At 58.5% G+C, this 16,693-nt stretch carries 16 protein-coding genes; 7 read left to right on the top strand and 9 right to left on the bottom strand.

Annotated features, from left to right (window positions below; genetic code table 11):
- From cheA to flhD, 5 genes are all read right to left on the bottom strand, one after another.
- The gene (gene cheA, locus BHU62_RS09655; RefSeq protein WP_073531717.1) at positions 1-2,019 is read right to left on the bottom strand and encodes a chemotaxis protein CheA; all 2,019 of its coding nucleotides are present in this window, start codon (positions 2,017-2,019) and stop codon (positions 1-3) included.
- On the bottom strand, positions 2,016-3,086 hold the full coding sequence (motB, locus tag BHU62_RS09650) for a flagellar motor protein MotB (RefSeq protein WP_073531716.1): 1,071 nt from the start codon (positions 3,084-3,086) through the stop codon (positions 2,016-2,018). Before motB ends, cheA begins: the two co-directional genes overlap by 4 nt.
- Entirely contained in the window at positions 3,083-3,973 is an 891-nt protein-coding gene (motA, locus tag BHU62_RS09645; protein ID WP_015378266.1) for a flagellar motor stator protein MotA, read from the bottom strand. The genes motB and motA overlap by 4 nt, the downstream gene beginning before the upstream one ends.
- A gap of 145 nt (positions 3,974-4,118) precedes the next feature.
- Positions 4,119-4,703 (bottom strand): flagellar transcriptional regulator FlhC, encoded by a 585-nt coding sequence (flhC, locus tag BHU62_RS09640; RefSeq protein WP_171971310.1) that lies wholly within the window; start codon positions 4,701-4,703, stop codon positions 4,119-4,121.
- Entirely contained in the window at positions 4,703-5,053 is a 351-nt protein-coding gene (gene flhD / locus BHU62_RS09635; protein ID WP_033643537.1) for a flagellar transcriptional regulator FlhD, read from the bottom strand. Before flhD ends, flhC begins: the two co-directional genes overlap by 1 nt.
- 1,341 nt (positions 5,054-6,394) lie before the next feature.
- Here flhD and ydgT point away from each other — a divergent pair.
- The 3 genes from ydgT (at position 6,395) to BHU62_RS09620 (ending at position 8,341) form a co-directional block, all read left to right on the top strand.
- On the top strand, positions 6,395-6,610 hold the full coding sequence (ydgT, locus tag BHU62_RS09630; RefSeq protein WP_073531714.1) for a transcription modulator YdgT: 216 nt from the start codon (positions 6,395-6,397) through the stop codon (positions 6,608-6,610).
- Between the two features lie 194 nt (positions 6,611-6,804).
- Positions 6,805-7,224: a universal stress protein UspC gene (gene uspC, locus BHU62_RS09625; protein ID WP_073531713.1), complete on the top strand. Its 420-nt coding sequence runs from the start codon at positions 6,805-6,807 to the stop codon at positions 7,222-7,224.
- A gap of 85 nt (positions 7,225-7,309) precedes the next feature.
- Entirely contained in the window at positions 7,310-8,341 is a 1,032-nt protein-coding gene (locus BHU62_RS09620; RefSeq protein WP_073531712.1) for an NADP-dependent oxidoreductase, read from the top strand.
- 35 nt (positions 8,342-8,376) lie between these two features.
- On the opposite strand, the gene pcp is transcribed toward BHU62_RS09620, so the two are convergent.
- A complete protein-coding gene (pcp, locus tag BHU62_RS09615; protein WP_073531711.1) occupies positions 8,377-9,024 on the bottom strand; it encodes a pyroglutamyl-peptidase I in 648 nt (215 codons plus the stop codon).
- A gap of 98 nt (positions 9,025-9,122) precedes the next feature.
- On the opposite strand from pcp, the gene BHU62_RS09610 reads away from it, so the two are divergent.
- A complete protein-coding gene (locus tag BHU62_RS09610) occupies positions 9,123-10,055 on the top strand; it encodes a LysR family transcriptional regulator (protein ID WP_073531710.1) in 933 nt (310 codons plus the stop codon).
- A gap of 740 nt (positions 10,056-10,795) precedes the next feature.
- Positions 10,796-11,296, top strand: coding sequence for a hypothetical protein (locus BHU62_RS09605; protein WP_073531709.1), 501 nt, complete (start codon positions 10,796-10,798; stop codon positions 11,294-11,296).
- Between the two features lie 238 nt (positions 11,297-11,534).
- On the opposite strand, the gene sbmC is transcribed toward BHU62_RS09605, so the two are convergent.
- The 3 genes from sbmC to rclA form a co-directional block, all read right to left on the bottom strand.
- Positions 11,535-12,002 carry a DNA gyrase inhibitor SbmC gene (gene sbmC / locus BHU62_RS09600; RefSeq protein ID WP_073531708.1) on the bottom strand — a complete coding sequence of 156 codons (468 nt, stop codon included), beginning with the start codon at positions 12,000-12,002 and terminating at the stop codon, positions 11,535-11,537.
- A gap of 23 nt (positions 12,003-12,025) precedes the next feature.
- Positions 12,026-12,868, bottom strand: a complete 843-nt coding sequence (gene kynA / locus BHU62_RS09595) for a tryptophan 2,3-dioxygenase (protein ID WP_073531707.1) — start codon at positions 12,866-12,868, stop codon at positions 12,026-12,028.
- Positions 12,869-13,015: 147 nt separating this feature from the next.
- Positions 13,016-14,353, bottom strand: coding sequence for a reactive chlorine resistance oxidoreductase RclA (rclA, locus tag BHU62_RS09590; protein ID WP_073531706.1), 1,338 nt, complete (start codon positions 14,351-14,353; stop codon positions 13,016-13,018).
- Between the two features lie 223 nt (positions 14,354-14,576).
- Here rclA and BHU62_RS09585 point away from each other — a divergent pair, with 223 nt between their 5' ends.
- Positions 14,577-15,452, top strand: a complete 876-nt coding sequence (locus BHU62_RS09585) for a cupin domain-containing protein (RefSeq protein ID WP_073531705.1) — start codon at positions 14,577-14,579, stop codon at positions 15,450-15,452.
- Between the two features lie 160 nt (positions 15,453-15,612).
- The gene (locus tag BHU62_RS09580) at positions 15,613-16,644 is read left to right on the top strand and encodes a LacI family DNA-binding transcriptional regulator (RefSeq protein WP_073531704.1); all 1,032 of its coding nucleotides are present in this window, start codon (positions 15,613-15,615) and stop codon (positions 16,642-16,644) included.
- Positions 16,645-16,693: the final 49 nt, after the last annotated feature.

Here is a 16,693-nt window from a genome sequence, read left to right as displayed (position 1 = left end):
TTATGCGGCGGCGTCCGTCAGACGCTTTTCACGGTTCAAGGTTTGCAACGCCGAGACATCGACGATCAGCGCCACGCTGCCGTCGCCCAAAATGGTCGCGGCGGAGATGCCCGGCACTTTGCGGTAGTTGCTTTCCAGATTCTTCACCACCACCTGATGCTGGCCGATCAGCTGATCCACCAACAACGCATAGCGGCGGCCGGCGCTTTGCAGGATCACCACGATGCCCTGCGTGGCGTCGGTTTTGGCGCCCTCCACTTCGAACACCCGATACAGTTCGACCAGCGGCAGGTATTCGCCGCGCACCTGCAGCACGCGTTCCCCCCCGGCCAGCGGGTGCAGATCTTCCGCCTGCGGCTGCAGCGACTCCATCACCGCGTTCAGCGGCAGGATAAAGACTTCGTCGTTCACCTTGACCGACATGCCGTCGAGGATCGCCAGCGTCAGCGGCAGCAGGATGCGAATGGTGGTGCCTTTACCGGCCTGCGAACGGATCTCGACGTGGCCGCCCATCTCCTGAATATTCCGTTTCACCACGTCCATACCGACGCCGCGGCCGGAAACGTCGGTCACCTGCTCGGCGGTGGAGAAGCCCGGCGCAAAGATCAGCATGCCGACCTCTTCGTCGCTCATGCTGTCGCTGACCGCCAGCCCTTGCGATGCGGCCTTGGCGAGAATTTTTTCACGGTTCAGACCGGCGCCGTCGTCGATAACTTCGATGCAGATGTTGCCGCCCTGGTGTTCGGCTGACAGCACCAGATTGCCCACCGCCGACTTGCCGGCGGCGATGCGGGTGGCGGGCTCTTCGATGCCATGATCGAGGCTGTTGCGCACCAGGTGCGTCAATGGATCGATAATGCGTTCGATCAGGCTCTTATCCAGTTCGGTGGAACTGCCTTGCAGCGTCAGCTCCACCTGCTTGTTCAGCTTGCTGGCCAGATCGCGCACCAGACGCGGATAGCGGCTGAAGACATATTCCATTGGCATCATGCGGATCGACATCACCGATTCTTGCAGATCGCGCGCGTTACGTTCCAGTTGGCTCATGCTGTTCAGCAGGTCGCCGTGGTTCACCGGATCCAGCGTGCCGGAGCGTTGCGCCAACATCGACTGGGTGATCACCAACTCGCCCACCAGGTTGATCAGCTGATCCACTTTTTCCACCGCCACGCGAATGCTGGTGGATTCGCTCGCCTTGGCGCGCGCTTTCGGCGCTTCCGGCGGCGCGGCGGCCGGTTTGGCGGCGCTCGCGGCCGGCGCAGGCGCGGCTTCCGCCACGGCAACCGCTTCCGGCTGGCTCGGCTCCACCGCCGCCGGCGCACTCGGCATCGGCGTCGGCGTCGGCGTCGAGAAGCTGATTTGCTCCGGCTCCAGCACAAAGCACAGTACGGCGCTGATGTCGTCTTCGCTGGCAGAGGTGAGCAGCGTCACATCCAGACTATGTTCCGTCTGATGAGGATCTTTGACTTCACCGAGGTTGCCCAGCTCTTCCAACATCAATGGGATTTCACTGGTTTTCAGCCCGTTCAGGCTGATGCGCATGCCGCCTTCGATCGCCGCCGGTGCCGCCGTAGGCTGAGCAACGGGTTGCTGAACGGCCGGCTGAGCGGCGGGAGCCTCCTGCTGCTGCGCTTCCAACGCCAGTTGGCGCAGCGCCTGGCAAATGTATTCAAAGCTTTCGGCGTCAGGCTGCTGCGAGGTTTTATAGGCGTCCAGTTGCTCCTGCATAATGTCTTTGGTTTCCAGAAACAGGTTGATAATCTCGGTGCTCAGGTTCATTTCTTGACGTCGGGCACCGTCCAGCAGGTTCTCCAGCAGGTGGGTCGTTTCCTGCAGCACCGAAAAGCCAAAGGTCGCCGCGCCGCCCTTGATCGAGTGCGCCGCGCGGAAGATGGCGTTCAACGGCTCGATATCGGGGGCCAGCGGATCCAGCTCCAGCAGGTGTTGCTCCATGTCGGCCAGCAACTCGTCCGCCTCATCAAAGAAGGTCTGATAAAAATCGCTAATGTCCATGCTCACGGGGTCACCTCTGGCTGTGAGTCGCGGTTAGTCGGTGCGGGTGCGGCCGCCGGTTGTTCCGGCGTTTGGCCGGCCGGGGTTATCGCCGGGGATGCCTGCGATTGACCGACAGGGTCCATCGGCGGCGTTTGATCGGTCGGCGTTACCGCCTGGGGCTCCGGCGCTTGACTGGCCGGCGCGGTCGCCGACGGCGCCAGCTGCTTCAGGCTGTCCGGCTGGGCGATATCCATCGCGTTGCTTTCGGCGTTCTCGTGTTCGATGCCCTCTTGCGTTTGCTTATTCAGCACCAGCACGGTGATGCGGCGGTTAATTGCGTCATCGGCGCCGTGCTGTTTCAGGCTCATGGTGGCCGCCATGCCCACCACCCGCAGCACTTTGCCTTCCGCCAGGCCGCCGGCGATCAATTCGCGTCGGGAGGCGTTGGCGCGATCGGCCGACAGTTCCCAGTTGCTGTAACCGCGCTCGCCGGTGGCGTAAGGAATGTCATCGGTGTGGCCGGACAGGCTGATCTTGTTCGGCAAATCGTTGAGGATCGGCGCTATCGCCCGCAGAATGTCGCGCATGTAGCTCTCGACCTGCGCACTGCCGGTTTTGAACATCGGCCGGTTCTGGCTATCGATAATCTGGATGCGCAGCCCCTCGTCCATCATGTTGATCAACAGATGCGGACGCAGCGCCTTCAGGCGCGGATCGGACTCAATCAACTCATCCAGCTTTTCGCGCAGCTTGTTCAGGCGCAGCTCTTCGGCGCGTTTGTCCGGCGAGTCGACCTGTTTTTTCACCAGGCCGTGCTGTTGCGTAGGATCGTCGCCGCCGCCCGGGATCGGGCTGCTTTCGGAACTGCTCTTGTCGCCGCTGGTGAGCGCGACCTTAAGCGGTGTGCGGAAATATTCGGCGATTTGCGTCAGCTCCTGCGGGCTGGCGATCGCCAGCAGCCACATCACCAGGAAGAACGCCATCATCGCCGTCATAAAATCGGCATAAGCGATCTTCCAGGAGCCGCCGTGATGGGCGGCATGATGCGACTTGCGCTTTCTGACCAGAACGACCGGGTGATTTTGTTTCATGCTTCTTCTTCTTCCGTCGCCTGCTGCGCCGGCGCTTTCACGCGGCGCACGTGTTCTTCCAGCTCAACGAAAGAAGGACGTTCAGTGGTATACAGCGTTTTACGGCCGAACTCGACGGCGATCTGCGGCGCATAACCGTTCAGGCTCGACAGCAGCGTAACCTTGATGCACTGCATCATCTTGACGTTTTCGGCGCTCTTCTGGCGCAGCAAGGTCGCCAGCGGGGAGATGAAGCCGTAGGCCAGCAGAATACCGAGGAAGGTGCCGACCATCGCGTTAGCGATCAGCGCCCCCAGTTCGGCGGCCGGCCGGTCGGCTGAAGCCAGGGCGTGCACCACCCCCATCACCGCCGCGACGATACCGAACGCAGGCAAAGAGTCGCCCACCATCGCCAGACTGCCGGCGGGCACTTCACTTTCCTGCTCGTAGGTTTCGATCTCTTCGTCCATCAGCGCTTCGATCTCAAACGCATTCATATTGCCGCTCACCATCAGCCGTAAATAGTCGGTAATGAACTCCACCAGGGTGTTATCGGCAAGGATGCGCGGATAATTAGAGAAAATTTCACTTTCTTGCGGATTATCGATGTCGAACTCGAGCGACAACATGCCCTGCTGACGCGATTTGGCCAGCAGGCGGAACAGCAGCGCCATCAGATCCATGTACAGATCTTTGTTGTATTTGGAGCGGCGCATCAGCCGTGGCAGCGCGCGCAGCGTGGCTTTGATCGCCTTGCCGTTGTTGCCGACGATGAAGGCGCCGACCCCCGCCCCGCCGATAATCAGAAACTCCGCCGGCTGATACAACGCACCGAGATGACCGCCCACGATCAGGTAGCCGCCAAACACCGCACCCAATACCACGAGATAACCCAAAATAACTAGCACACGCATTCCTTAAATTAACAATGTGGATGGAAGGTGGGGCAAACGCGCCCTGGCGCGACAGACCAGGCTGCTTGTCTGGGGGCGGCATGCCGCCCCTGCGTATCACACGTCGGTGTTCATTGCCGTGAGCCGGCAATGATGCGGCTCACATGGCGCGTTTGACCTGCTCGTCCAGCAGTTGAGGAATAATATCGGCCAGTTGCGGCGAAAGTTTACGTCTTTTTACGGCGCGGGATGGGGGTTGGCATAAACTGCAGATGAAACCGTTCAGCGGCTGGTGCGCGTGGGTGATAAATGCGCCGCCGCAGCAGCTGCAGGCGGAGAGCTGCAGCATGCCGCTGTCGACGAAGCGCACCAGCGTCCAGGCGCGGGTCAATGCCAGCAACGGCGCGTCGCCGGCCTGCTGAGGGCATTGCTCAAGATACAGCCGGTAGGCTTTGATCACCGCCTCGACCCCGCTGCACTGCCCGCTTTTCATCAGGAACAGGTAGGCGTTGTAAAACATCGAGGAATGAATATTCTGTTCCCAGGTCATAAACCAGTCGGTTGAGAACGGTAACATCCCTTTCGGCGGCGGGCTGCCGCGCAACTCCTTGTAAAGCTTAATCAAGCGCCCGCGGCTGAGCTGGGTCTCACTCTCCAGCATCTGCAAACGGGCCCCCAGTGAAATCAGCTCCATAGCGAGCTGAATATCCTTGGCCTCTTGAACAATACTTTTCTCAACCATCATCAGGCTCTTTTCTTCGTCGGGCTAGCGTCTTTACTCGATAGCTCTTGCAGTAAATGGCTTGATAGCAAAATGCCGGTATGGATTTGTTGCAGATCGTCGACGCGCGACTCCTTGGTCAGACGCTCGATGGTCTGGTGATCGTTAAAGCGGAAATGGCAAACCAGCTGATTGGTTTCAGCCAGTTTGACCATTTGCGGCAAAGTCAGCTGCGCCAGCGCATCGGCCATGGTTTCATCGATACCAAGGCGGAACATCGCGGACGCTTTTTCATCGTTGATCAAACGCTGTGCTAAAAGTAAATATGACAAGTTAATGTCATAAATATGCTTAAGTAATTCAGACGTACCCATATTCCCCATCCCGACAGACTATGTTTAAAAACATACGCTGGGTGATAAATTTTATCGCCCGTGACCTGGGTTGTTTCCCAAAGTTGGCAAATTAATCTCTCAAAAACGACCGCTATAAATTTCGCCAATCGCTAAATTCGACCACTGTTCAGTATTTGCTACGAGCGTAAACCAACGTGTATGGATGTACAGCATTTTGCTTCGATAGTGTTTAGTCACCATGAAACTATTTTTACAAATTTAATAAGATTATTCCTAAAGCAGCGCAACTCTACCCCCGAACCATTAGCACACACAATGTAAGTGAGAGGCAATTTTAAATACAATGTGACATAGATCACAAAAATAAAAAATATTTAAGCCAAATATGCCTAAATGCGTACATTTATTGACCGCATTTTTGTTCACAAAATCGCCATAGGTAAAAAAACGTCTTAAAAACAATGTTTATCAGCCAAAAAATTATCTTTTTTAGATCAATTCGAACAAAAGCATCACCAAACCAAAATAACAGAACAAAAATCTGTATATCGGCGACAAACTCAGTACAAATAACCATTTGCGGTGTTAAAAAATATTCAAGATGAAAAATAACCAATGTAAACTATAAGGTTATTAGCTTTCGGATTTGACTTAATCACCCCGCTTCGGGCTGTTCTAATTTTCAACATCAGGTGATAATGGCTTATCAATGATTCAGCGGCGTTGCGAACAAGCCAACAGACGTAACGATATGTTTCCGTATTAGCACGGCGCAATAATGCGTTTTTTGAGTTAAATCACGCCAAAACGACATATCGGCAGATTACTGCAAAACTTTAATGCTTTTTTATTTCTCACCCGTCGTCGCTTTAATTATCACCTATACCTCTCGGCTATTAAAATCACACGCCCGCCGCCGCCACGTAACAATAAATAAAACGCAGTTTTGTTTTTATGCCCCATTATCTCTCAGGCACCGGCCGCCGGCGATTCAACACAAAGCGGCGACGATAAAAACCGCCTGACGACATGCCGGGGCTCCCAGGCGGGCAGAACAGCGTCATAGAGGGGGTGCGGTGCTCGCCGAGGGCAAAGGAACAGCGACGCTTCCGCCGCCCATGAGCGAAGCGTCACCCTGAGACTTTCCCTATTTCTCCATTTATCAGCAGGATGAGATTGCTGGCGGCGCACTTGCATATTATTATTCATCAAAGCGCCGCCGATGGCGGTGTCTCATTCTTACCCAGTGCAATTTATCTACTTGAAATGATTTTTGTCAGGTCGTACATCGCTGCGCCGCCGTGAGCCGCCGATGTGTTATCAACCCGCTTTCAACTATTAACAGGCTATATTTTAATCATGACCGATACGCTCGAATATCTGATGACATTCCGTAAATGCTCCTCTTTGGACAGCCTGGAAAAGGTGTACGACAAACTCAATTATTCCATTGATAATGATACAGAAATGAGCAACATGTACCGCGCTGCCGACCATCGCCGCGCCGAGCTGGTTGCGGGTAAATTGTTCGATTTGGGCAAGGTGCCGAAAACGCTGTGGGCGCAGGTGCTTTAATTCAGCGAAATTACGTGCGGCAACGGTTTTATCTTTAATTGCTATATAACCGGGGCAAATTCAGTTTTTATTGCCGCGCGTGATACAAAACACATTTATTCCGCCAGCCAGGTTCTACCCTTTATCCGTAGCATTTCACGTTAGGCCACCGACGCGGCAGCCTGAATGACGACGGATACAACAAGGAGTGGAATATGGGGTATCAAAACGTTCTGGTCACCGTCGCCGTCGCCCCCGACAGCCACCGCCTGGTCGAGAAGGCCGTCTCCATCGTCCGCCCCTACGGCGGCAACATCACCCTGCTGAGCACCATCGCCAACCCGGAAATGTACAATAACTTCGCCGGGCCGATGCTGGGTGATTTACGTGCACTGATGGAAGAGGAAACCCGGTTATTTATGGAGGAACTGCGTCAGCGCGCCGGTTACCCGATCGCCGATATGCTGATCGTGCACGGCGAGCTGGGCGATAGCCTGGAATACGCCAGCCGCCGACAACCGTTCGACCTGCTGCTCTGCGGCAACCACAGAGACAGCATGATGAACAAGGTTTCCTGTTCCGCCGCCCGCTTTATCAACATCAGCCATATCGACGTGCTGATCGTCCCGCTCTAAAGCTAAGCACATTCGGTAACGTTGCCTTGCCGCCCGTGGACTAGGCTTAACGGACCTTGTTTGTCGCAACGCAAAGGAGCTTTCGATGTCCCCTTCTCAACAGAACCGTCGCATCCTGCTAGCCTCGCGCCCGCACGGCGAACCGACGGCGGCGAATTTCCGTCTCGAGACCACCCATGTACCGCAGCCCGGTGCCGGCCAGGTGTTGCTGCGCACCGTGTATTTGTCGTTGGATCCTTATATGCGCGGCCGCATGAGCGATGCACCTTCCTATGCAGCGCCGGTGGAAATCGGTGACGTGATGGTCGGCGGTACGGTATCGCGCGTGGCGGCCTCGCAACATCCCGATTTCAACGTCGGCGATTGGGTGCTGGGTTATGACGGCTGGCAAGACTACGGTCTGTCCGACGGCGACGGCCTGCGCAACCTCGGCCCGCACCTGCCACACCCTTCCCGGCTGCTGGGCGTGCTGGGCATGCCGGGCTTTACCGCCTACATGGGATTGCTGGACATCGGCCGGCCGCAAGCGGGCGAAACGCTGGTCGTTGCCGCCGCCAGCGGCGCGGTCGGTTCAGTAGTTGGCCAGATCGGTAAGTTGAAAGGTTGCCGCGTCGTCGGCGTCGCCGGCGGTGCGGAAAAATGCCGCTATGTGGTGGACGAGTTAGGTTTCGACGCCTGTATCGACCACCACGCCGCCGATTTTGCCGCGCAATTGGCCGCCGCCTGCCCGCAGGGCATCGACATCTATTATGAGAACGTCGGCGGTGCGGTGTTCGACGCGGTATTGCCGCTGTTGAACGTCAAGGCGCGCATTCCGGTTTGCGGCATTATCGCCCATTACAACGCCACTGGATTGCCCGCCGGGCCAGACCGTTTGCCGCTGCTGGAAGGGCTGATCCTGCGCAAACGCATCCGCATGCAAGGTTTCATCATCTTTGATGACTACGGCTCACGCTTCGACGAATTTCTGCAGCAAATGAGCAAATGGGTCGAAGAGGGCAAAATAAAATTCCGCGAGGACATCGTCGACGGGTTGGAACAGGCGCCACAGGCGTTTATCGGTCTGCTGCAGGGGAAAAACTTCGGCAAACTGGTGATCCGCGTCGCGGACGAGTAGCCCACGTCAGGGCGTGCTGCACCACGCCCTGTCTTTCAATGTACGGCGCCATCGCCGAAACGCACATCGTCCTCTACCGTCAGCGTTACCTGCGCGATAACGCGCACCGCTTCAATCATCGTCGCCAGCGCCATACTCGGCCTGCCGGGGTGCGCCGCCGCCAACGCATGGCTGTACGGAATATGCACGAATCCGCCTCTGACTTCGGGTAGATGTGTCTCCAGGTAGTGACGCAGACCGTAAAAAATATGGTTGCAGTTATAGGTGCCCGCCGTGTAAGACACCGCTGCCGGGATCCCTTGGCGGCGCAGCTGCTGCACCGCGGCCTTGACGGGCAGCGTGCTGAAATACCCCACCGGTCCGCCGGCAACCACCGGCACATCGATCGGCTGTTTGCCGGCATTGTCGGGAATGCGGGCATCGATCAGATTGATCGCCACCCGCTCCAGCGATATCTCGGCCCGGCCGCCGGCCAGCCCCAGACAGATCACCGCCCGCGGCTGCAGCGCCTCTATCGCCGCAATAAGCTGCCGATTGGCCACGCCCAATATGCAGGGCAGTTCGAGCACCGCGATCTCCGCGCCGGCGATATGCTCACCGGCCAACGCCTGCGCGACCTGCCAGGAAGGATTCACCGCATCCCCATCAAACGGCTCAATGCCGGTGATCAACACTGTGTTCATTATTATCCCCTGATTAATGGCTAAATTCGTGTGATACCAGCCTAGAGAACGCAGTATGATTCTGGAAATGGATTATCTGTATATAGAGTATTCATAATATGAATTTAGGCAGCGTCGATCTCAATTTGTTGGTGGTGTTCGAAGCGTTGTACCTGACGCGGAACGTCACCGCCGCAGGCCGGCACCTCAATCGTGCCCAACCCTCCGTCAGCAACGCGTTGGCGCGGTTGCGCATCCTGTTGGACGATCCGCTGTTTGTGCGCAGCGGCAGCGGCATGGCGCCCACTCCGCGTGCCCACCAATTGATGCCGCAGATACAGCAGGTGCTCGAACAGATCCGCCTGGCGCTGGCGCCCCCCGCCCGTTTCGACCCGGCCACCGCCGGCCGGCGGCGTTTTACATTGGCGACCGGCGACTATGCCGATATCTTGCTGCTGCCCACCATCATCAGCCGGCTGCGTCAGGCAGCGCCCGGCATTGATATCCGCGTTTCGCGTTTGGACCGCCACCATATTCACCAACAGCTGGATCGCGGCGAGATAGATATCGCGCTGGGTGGACACCTTTCCGCAGCGGAAAGCCACTACGTGCGCCCGCTGTTTGAAGAACATCTGGTGTGTATCGCCAGCCGTTCACATCCGCAACTGGCGGATGGCCGTTGGGATTTGGCGCGCTACCTCAGCCTGCCGCATGGGCTGTACGCGCCGGCTGACGACGGCTCCGCCAGAGGACTGGTCGACCGACGCCTGGCTGAAATCGGCGGCCAGCGGCGCGTCGCTGCGACCTTTTCGCATATTGTCGCCCTGCCGGCCGTGGTCGCCGACAGCGATCTGATCGCCACCTTGGCCGCCAGCGTGGCCCACCGTTTCGCCGATAGGCAGCGAGTGCAATTTCTCCCATTGCCTGACGAGTTGGCCATCGCGCCTTTTCCTATCGAACTGGTTGCCGGCCGACATGCGCAACGCGACCCGGCGTTGATCTGGCTATGCGACCTCATCGGCCAGCTCTCCCTCGCGCCCTGCCCGCGTTAACCTCGCCATTCGCGACATTTTGACCCGCTCACCCCACAGCCAAAGGCCCGCACGCGGGCCCTTTCGCGCCCATTCAATAAGAACCACCCGAAATTACATTCGATAAATTTATATATTCGGTCATCTTTCGCTGGCGAGAGGTAAGGATAAAAAACAATTTGTGACTTTTTTTGGCAAAAAAAAGAGTTGTCTTATAAACAACTTAACTTAAGTGTTATATTTTTGTTTCTTGGCAATACCAATCTTCCCAAACCTTGAGGCAAAAAACAAAATACACACATCATGATGATTTAAATGAAAAAAAACAAAACTCACCAGAAAGAAAATGAATTAACCTCTGTTGAAAAGGCTATTTTGCAAATGCTCGGCGCTGTTGTAGACTGCGCAAATCGCGATTTTGTGTAAAATTTGTTAAGTTTTACGCCCCCCCCTGTCTCAACTCGTGACAGAAACGCCATTGGGTTCGCGCGTCAATTCTCGTGCGGTAGCGATGCCTAATATGGGGGGTGTCATCGTCAGCCTTAACATTTCGCATGCGCCGTTGCCCATCGGTCAGCCACCGTGCAGGCGCCTTACGGGTGAAAAACTGGCCGGCCGGCTCGAGTCATCAACCGCGCAGCCGGGACAGCCAATCAACGCCCGAGGCAGGAAACACCCTGCGGCCATAGCGGAATACCCAGGCCTGAAAACGACAGACTGTCCATCAGGCCGCTAATCACCTTGCATAAGGAAATGTCACAATGGGCGAATTTATTGCCTTTTCGACACAAGATAGTCTTTGGGGACAACTCCTGTTTACCCTCTTTGGCGTCCTGATTGGCGGTGTGTTGGTTGCCGCGATTTGCAAGACGATTTTACCGGCGGACAAGCCCGCGACATTGCTCGTGCGATTGTTGGCCTTTGTCGTGCTGATGCTGGCGCTCCTGAAATACAACCAGCAAGTGATATCCGCGGTGAACGCCCCCGCAGAACTGATCGGCTTCTTGACGCTGCCCGGCTTTTTGATGGTTTACCTGGGCGCGGCGGTGCCCGACAAACTGACGTTGGTAGTGGAGCTCTGTTGTTTCGCGCTGCTCGCTGCGTTGCTGATTCTGGGCGCCTCCATCATCGGTTTCTTTGCGCCCTACCACCTGGAAAGCACCGACCAATTTATCGCCAAAGCGATCGCCGCAGCGCTGTCCGTCACCTGCGTACTGTTAGTTCGGGGTATAAGCGGCAAGGACAACGCGCTGCCCTCCTGAGAATCCATTTTCCCACCTTGATGGCGGTGGCCCGCCCGGGACGCCGCATCGTTTTCAGCATCCGTTATGACATCGCCGGATGTCGATGAAACCGAAAACGGCTGGTTGTTGAGTGAGCAGCCTGGCTGCTCGCCGATATCCAGAGGAATCGCTGCACAATGGCAGGCAGGGGGATGAGAAGACCGCCTGACGGCGCACGGAAAACCGTTATGCTATTCCCGCCGCACCGCTGACGGCCTCACCACTTCTTCACCGTCTGGTAAATATCGAGGTCGAAATAACCGTCGGCTTCGCAGTCGTTGAGGTAATGCTCATAGCTCACGCCCTCAACCGGTTGGTAGCCGCTGGCCGGCAACAGCTTCTGATAGAAATCGCTCCACACCCGTGCGAAGTCGCCATCGCTGATGCGCACATGATAGACCGCATACTGCCCGGCGGGCAGCGTCTGAACGGTTAGCCCCTCGCTACCCGGCGGCAAGGTGAAATCGTCCGCTACGGTAAGCACCACGTCGGCACGCAGCTTTTCCGGCGCCACCTCAGCCGGATCGTCCCAATACAGCACCAGCCATTTGCCGAACGGCACGCCGTGGCGCTGCCGCCACTCCAGCAACCGCTGTGAACCCTGCGGAATGGTCTGCGGATACGGCCCCACCACCCGCACCCCCACCACGTTCTCCGCCGCTTTATCGATAATCTTCACGCTCATCGCCCTTTCCCTCGCTCGTTATCTCAGGCACCGATTTGGGTACGTACGTCCAGCAGTTCGGGGAAAAAGGTCAGGTCCAATGCCTTTTTCAGGAAGCTGACGCCGCTGGAACCGCCGGTACCCGACTTAAAGCCGATAATCCGCTCCACCGTTTTCATATGGCGGAAGCGCCACAGTTGGAAACTCTCTTCGATATCCACCAACTTCTCCGCCATTTCATAGGCTTCCCAGTAGGTCTGCGGGTTGTCGTAGATCACCTTGAACGCCGGCAGCAGATCCGGGTTGCGCTGGTAAGGCTGCGTCCAATCGCGCTCAAGGCACTCCTGCGGGATCGGCAGACCGTGGCGCGCCAGGTACAGCAAATATTCGTCGTATAAGCTCGGCGCTTCGAGGATCGCCTTCAGCGCGGCGTGCTTTTCCGCATCGTTGCTGAATACCGCCAGCATGGCCGCATTCTTGTTGCCGAGCAGGAACTCGATCGACCGATACTGGTGGGACTGGAAGCCCGAAGAGCTGCCCAGCACATCGCGAAACTCGACGTATTCCGACGGCGTCAGCGTTTCCAGCACCGCCCACTGTTCGAACAACAGCCGCTGGATCTGTTTGACGCGCGCGAGGATTTTGAAGCAGTGGCTGAGTTTGTCCTGCTGCACCAGCCGCAGCGCCGCCTGCAGCTCGTGCAGCATCAGCTTCATCCACAGCTCGGAGGTTTGGTGCTGAATCACGAACAGCATTTCGTCATGATGCGGCGGGTTGGAGAGCGGGTGCTGGCAGTCCAGCAGTTGATCCAGGCACAGGTAGTCGCCATAGCTCATGCGTTTGGAAAAATCGGTGACAATCGCGCTTTCTAATTCCCGTTTGTTCATCTGTGATCCCCGTTGCGCCCAGCGCCAAGTCGGCCTGGAACGTGCCGCAAAGAGAAAACAATAGTACAGAACCCGCCTCTGCGAAGGACGATAAACGAGAGGTGCTTCGCAGATCTCACTCATCTGCGAAGCACCTCTCGCTCTGCTTTACCCTATCAACCCAAACAGATCGTTAAGCGACTCGCTCATGGTCGGGTGGGTGAACAGCTGGTCGCGCAGCCGGGTATAAGGCAGCCCGGCGTCCATCGCCGTTTTGACGATGTTAATCATCTCGTGGGCGTCACGGCACAGCAGCGCCACACCGAGGATCTGACCGGTCTGTGCATCGACCACCGCCTTCAGCAGGCCGCGCGTGTCGCCCAGCACGCGGGCGCGCGGGATCGCCGCCGCCGGCAACGTAGCGACCTTGATGTCGCGCCCCTGCTGCCGGGCCTGCTCTTCGCTGAGGCCAATGCGCGAGAAGCTCGGGGTGATAAACACCGAGTAAGGCACCGCACCGCGATCGGCCGTGCTGCGTTTGCCCGCGCCGAACAGGCCGTCACGCACAATGCGGAAATCATCCAGCGAGATATAGGTAAACTGCGGCCCGCCATTGACGTCCCCCAGCGCCCAGATATGCGGCACGCTGCTGCGCAGCTGCGCGTCCACCCGCACTGCGCCGCGTTCATCCGTCTCAACGCCGGCGCGCGCCAGCTGCAAACCGGCGGTGTTCGGCGCGCGCCCCGCCGCCACCAGCAGCGCATCGAACCGCTGTACGCCGCCCTGATGTACCACCTCGACGCCGCCTTCCACATCACGCACCTGCTTCACGCCGGCGTTGAACATGAAACTTACCCCGGCGTCGCTCAGAATTTGTTGTATCGTCTGCGCCATATCGCGATCTTCACGCCCCAGCAACGCGCCCGCCTCTTCGAATACCGTCACGGCGCTGCCGAACTGCGCGAACATCGAGGCGAATTCCAGCCCGATATAGCCGCCGCCGATAATGCCCAGCCGCGCGGGCCGCTGCGTCAACTGCAGCAGACCGGTGCTGTCATAGCTCCGCTGCGAGCGCTCCAACCCGTCGATAGCCGGTCGGCGGCTGGTCGCACCGGTGTTGATGAAAATGCGTTCACCGCTCAGCACCTGCATTCCCGCCGCGCCCTGCACGCTGATGCGGTGCGGATCGACGAACGCCGCCCGCCCGTCAATCACCGTGACTCGTTCAAGCCCCGCCAGGTTTTGGTAGTTTTTCTCCCGCAGCAGGTCGGTCACCTGCCGCTTGCGCGCCATCGCCTGGCTGAACGCCTGTTCGCCCGGGCCGTAAAGCTCGGCGTCGTGCACCAGCGTTTTGGTCGGGATGCAGCCGATGTTGATGCAGGTGCCGCCATACATCTGCGCCGACGCCTCTACCATCGCCACGCGCCATCCCTGACCGGCCAGAAAGGCCGCCAGCGTTTTGCCAGCCTTGCCAAAACCGATAATAATCGCCTGATAATCGTACATTGTGTCGCCTCGTCTCGTGATGTTCATCGCCGGTCAAGCGGCGTATTGCGGCTTGTCGCCCTGACTCAGAAAGAATAGTATTTTCATTACCGGCTCCATATCCTTGATAACTCATGTATCGCAGCGGCGCCCGCCATACCGCCGTCTATCGCACCGATCTTACTATTTCGCATTACGCCGGCCCATTGCCGAAACAATCAGCTTCTTAGCCAGGAGTCTCAAAATGGATCCGCTCAGCCAACTGTTGATGCTTCACGACATGCACGGCTATGTGGCACGCGATTGCCATTTCAGCGGCGAGTGGCGCTCTGCGCACGCCGCCGGGGAGTGGAGCCAGATCCGCTGGCATATGGTGCTGGCGGGCCGTTGCCGGCTGGAGATCCCCGGCGGGCGGCCGATGCGGCTGGAGCAAGGCAGCCTGCTGTTTTTGCCGCACAACTCCGCCCATCGCCTGCTGCCGGAAGCAACTGACAGCGCCACACACCTGCTGTGCGGCGTGCAGACCCTGCCCCACAGCGCGTCGCCGCTGCTGGCGAGCCTGCCGGAATGTTTGCTGTTCAACAGCCGCCAACAGGGTCGCCTGGCGCTGGTGCAGGCGACCGGCCAACTGTTGAGCGATGAGTTCAGTCGGCAAGGCCAGGGGCAAAACGCCATCGTCAGCCAAACCATGGCGCTGTTGTTTGCGCTGACGATCCGCGCCTGGCTGGCGCAGCCTAACCAAAGCGGCAATCTGGTCGCCGCGTTGCTGCACCCTCAGCTGGGCAACGTGGTCGAACAGATGCTGCGCCGCCCGCAGCATCCCTGGACGCTGATCGAGCTGAGCGAACAGGCCCATATGTCGCGCGCCAACTTCGCCCGCGTCTTTCGTCAGGTCACGCAGCAAGCGCCGCTACAGGCCCTCACCACCATCCGCATGCAGCTGGCGGCCCGGCTGCTGGCGCGCCAGGCGTTGCCGCTGGCCCGTATCGCCGAACAGGCCGGCTATTCGTCGGAGGTGGCGCTGCACAAAGCCTTCACCCGTCATTTCGGCATCACGCCGGGGAAATTCCGCCGGCAAGCCGCCAAAGCGCCTCCGGACGTTTGCCCGATCTCGGCATAACCCCTGCTCCCCACCTTACTGTTTAGTAAACAACACCGCCGCCGCCTGACGATTCTCACAAATGCGCGATCCCATACGCGCGGAGCCCCGGTTGCAGCTTGCCTGCGGCCGGCTTCCCTTATAGATTGCAGGCTAACGGCAGGCAGCAAGGTATCGGCAAATGGCAAATATTCGTGATGTCGCGCGGTTGGCCGGCGTCTCCATCAGCAGCGTGTCGAACCTGTTGAATAATCGCAGCCACCAGATGAGCGCGCAGACCCGTGAGCGCATCGAGCGGGCAATGGCGACCCTGAACTATCGGCCGGCCCGAGCGGCGCCCGCGCCGCAGGCGAAGATCATCGGCCTGCTGCTGCCGTCGATCGTCAACCCGAGCTTTTCAGCGCTGGCGCATGCGGTCGACGGCGCGGCGCGGGCCTATCGCTACCGCGTCTTGCTCGGCAACGCCTACCGCCAGGAACAGGAAGAAGCCGCGTTTATCGACGATATGTTCCTGCACGGCGTGCGCGGCATCATCGTGGCGGCGAGCGACATTCGCCAGACCCATTTTGTCCGGGCCGCCGAGCGGGGCATGAAGATCGTCAGCTACGACAATCCGTTTCCCGAACAGGCGGCCACCGATACCCGGCTGTTCGACAGCGTGTCGATGGACAATATCGCTGCCGGGCGCCTGGCCGCGCAGCACCTGCTCGAACGCGGCTGCCGGCATATCGTGTTCGCCACCGAAGCGACGCTCACCGTCGGGCGCAGCCACAAGATAGACGGTTTTCTGAGCGCGCTGGGGCATAGCCTGAGCGAACGCCAGCGGGTGATCGAAGGCAAAGCCAACAGCGCCTACGGCGACACGGAAATGTTCGAACTGGGGCTGACGCTGGCACCGCGCATTCTCGCGTTGACGCCGCGCCCGGACGGCATCGTGGCGATTAACGACGCGCTGGGCATCGGGCTGATGGTGGGCTTGCGCGCCGCCGGCGTCCAGGTACCCGCAGACATCTCGGTGATCGGCATCGACAATATCGCACTTGCCGGCCTGGCCGAGCCGGGGCTGACGTCAGTCAGGCCGCCGCTGGCCGAGATGGCTCAGCTGATGGTCGAGCGCCTGATCGGCCGCATCAACAATGATTCGCAACCGCCCGGCGAGTTTCTCTTCTCGCCGACGGTCATCAGCCGGCGATCGGTCAAACCCGCCGACTAACGAAATAAAAACGTCTTCCCCAGACGATGCGCAGGCGGCATCGTCCGGA

This window comes from Serratia marcescens (genome assembly GCF_001902635.1).
Lineage (GTDB): Bacteria > Pseudomonadota > Gammaproteobacteria > Enterobacterales > Enterobacteriaceae > Serratia > Serratia marcescens_F.
Note: the sequence above shows the minus strand (reverse complement) of the source record. Positions and strands in the feature narration are given on the sequence as shown.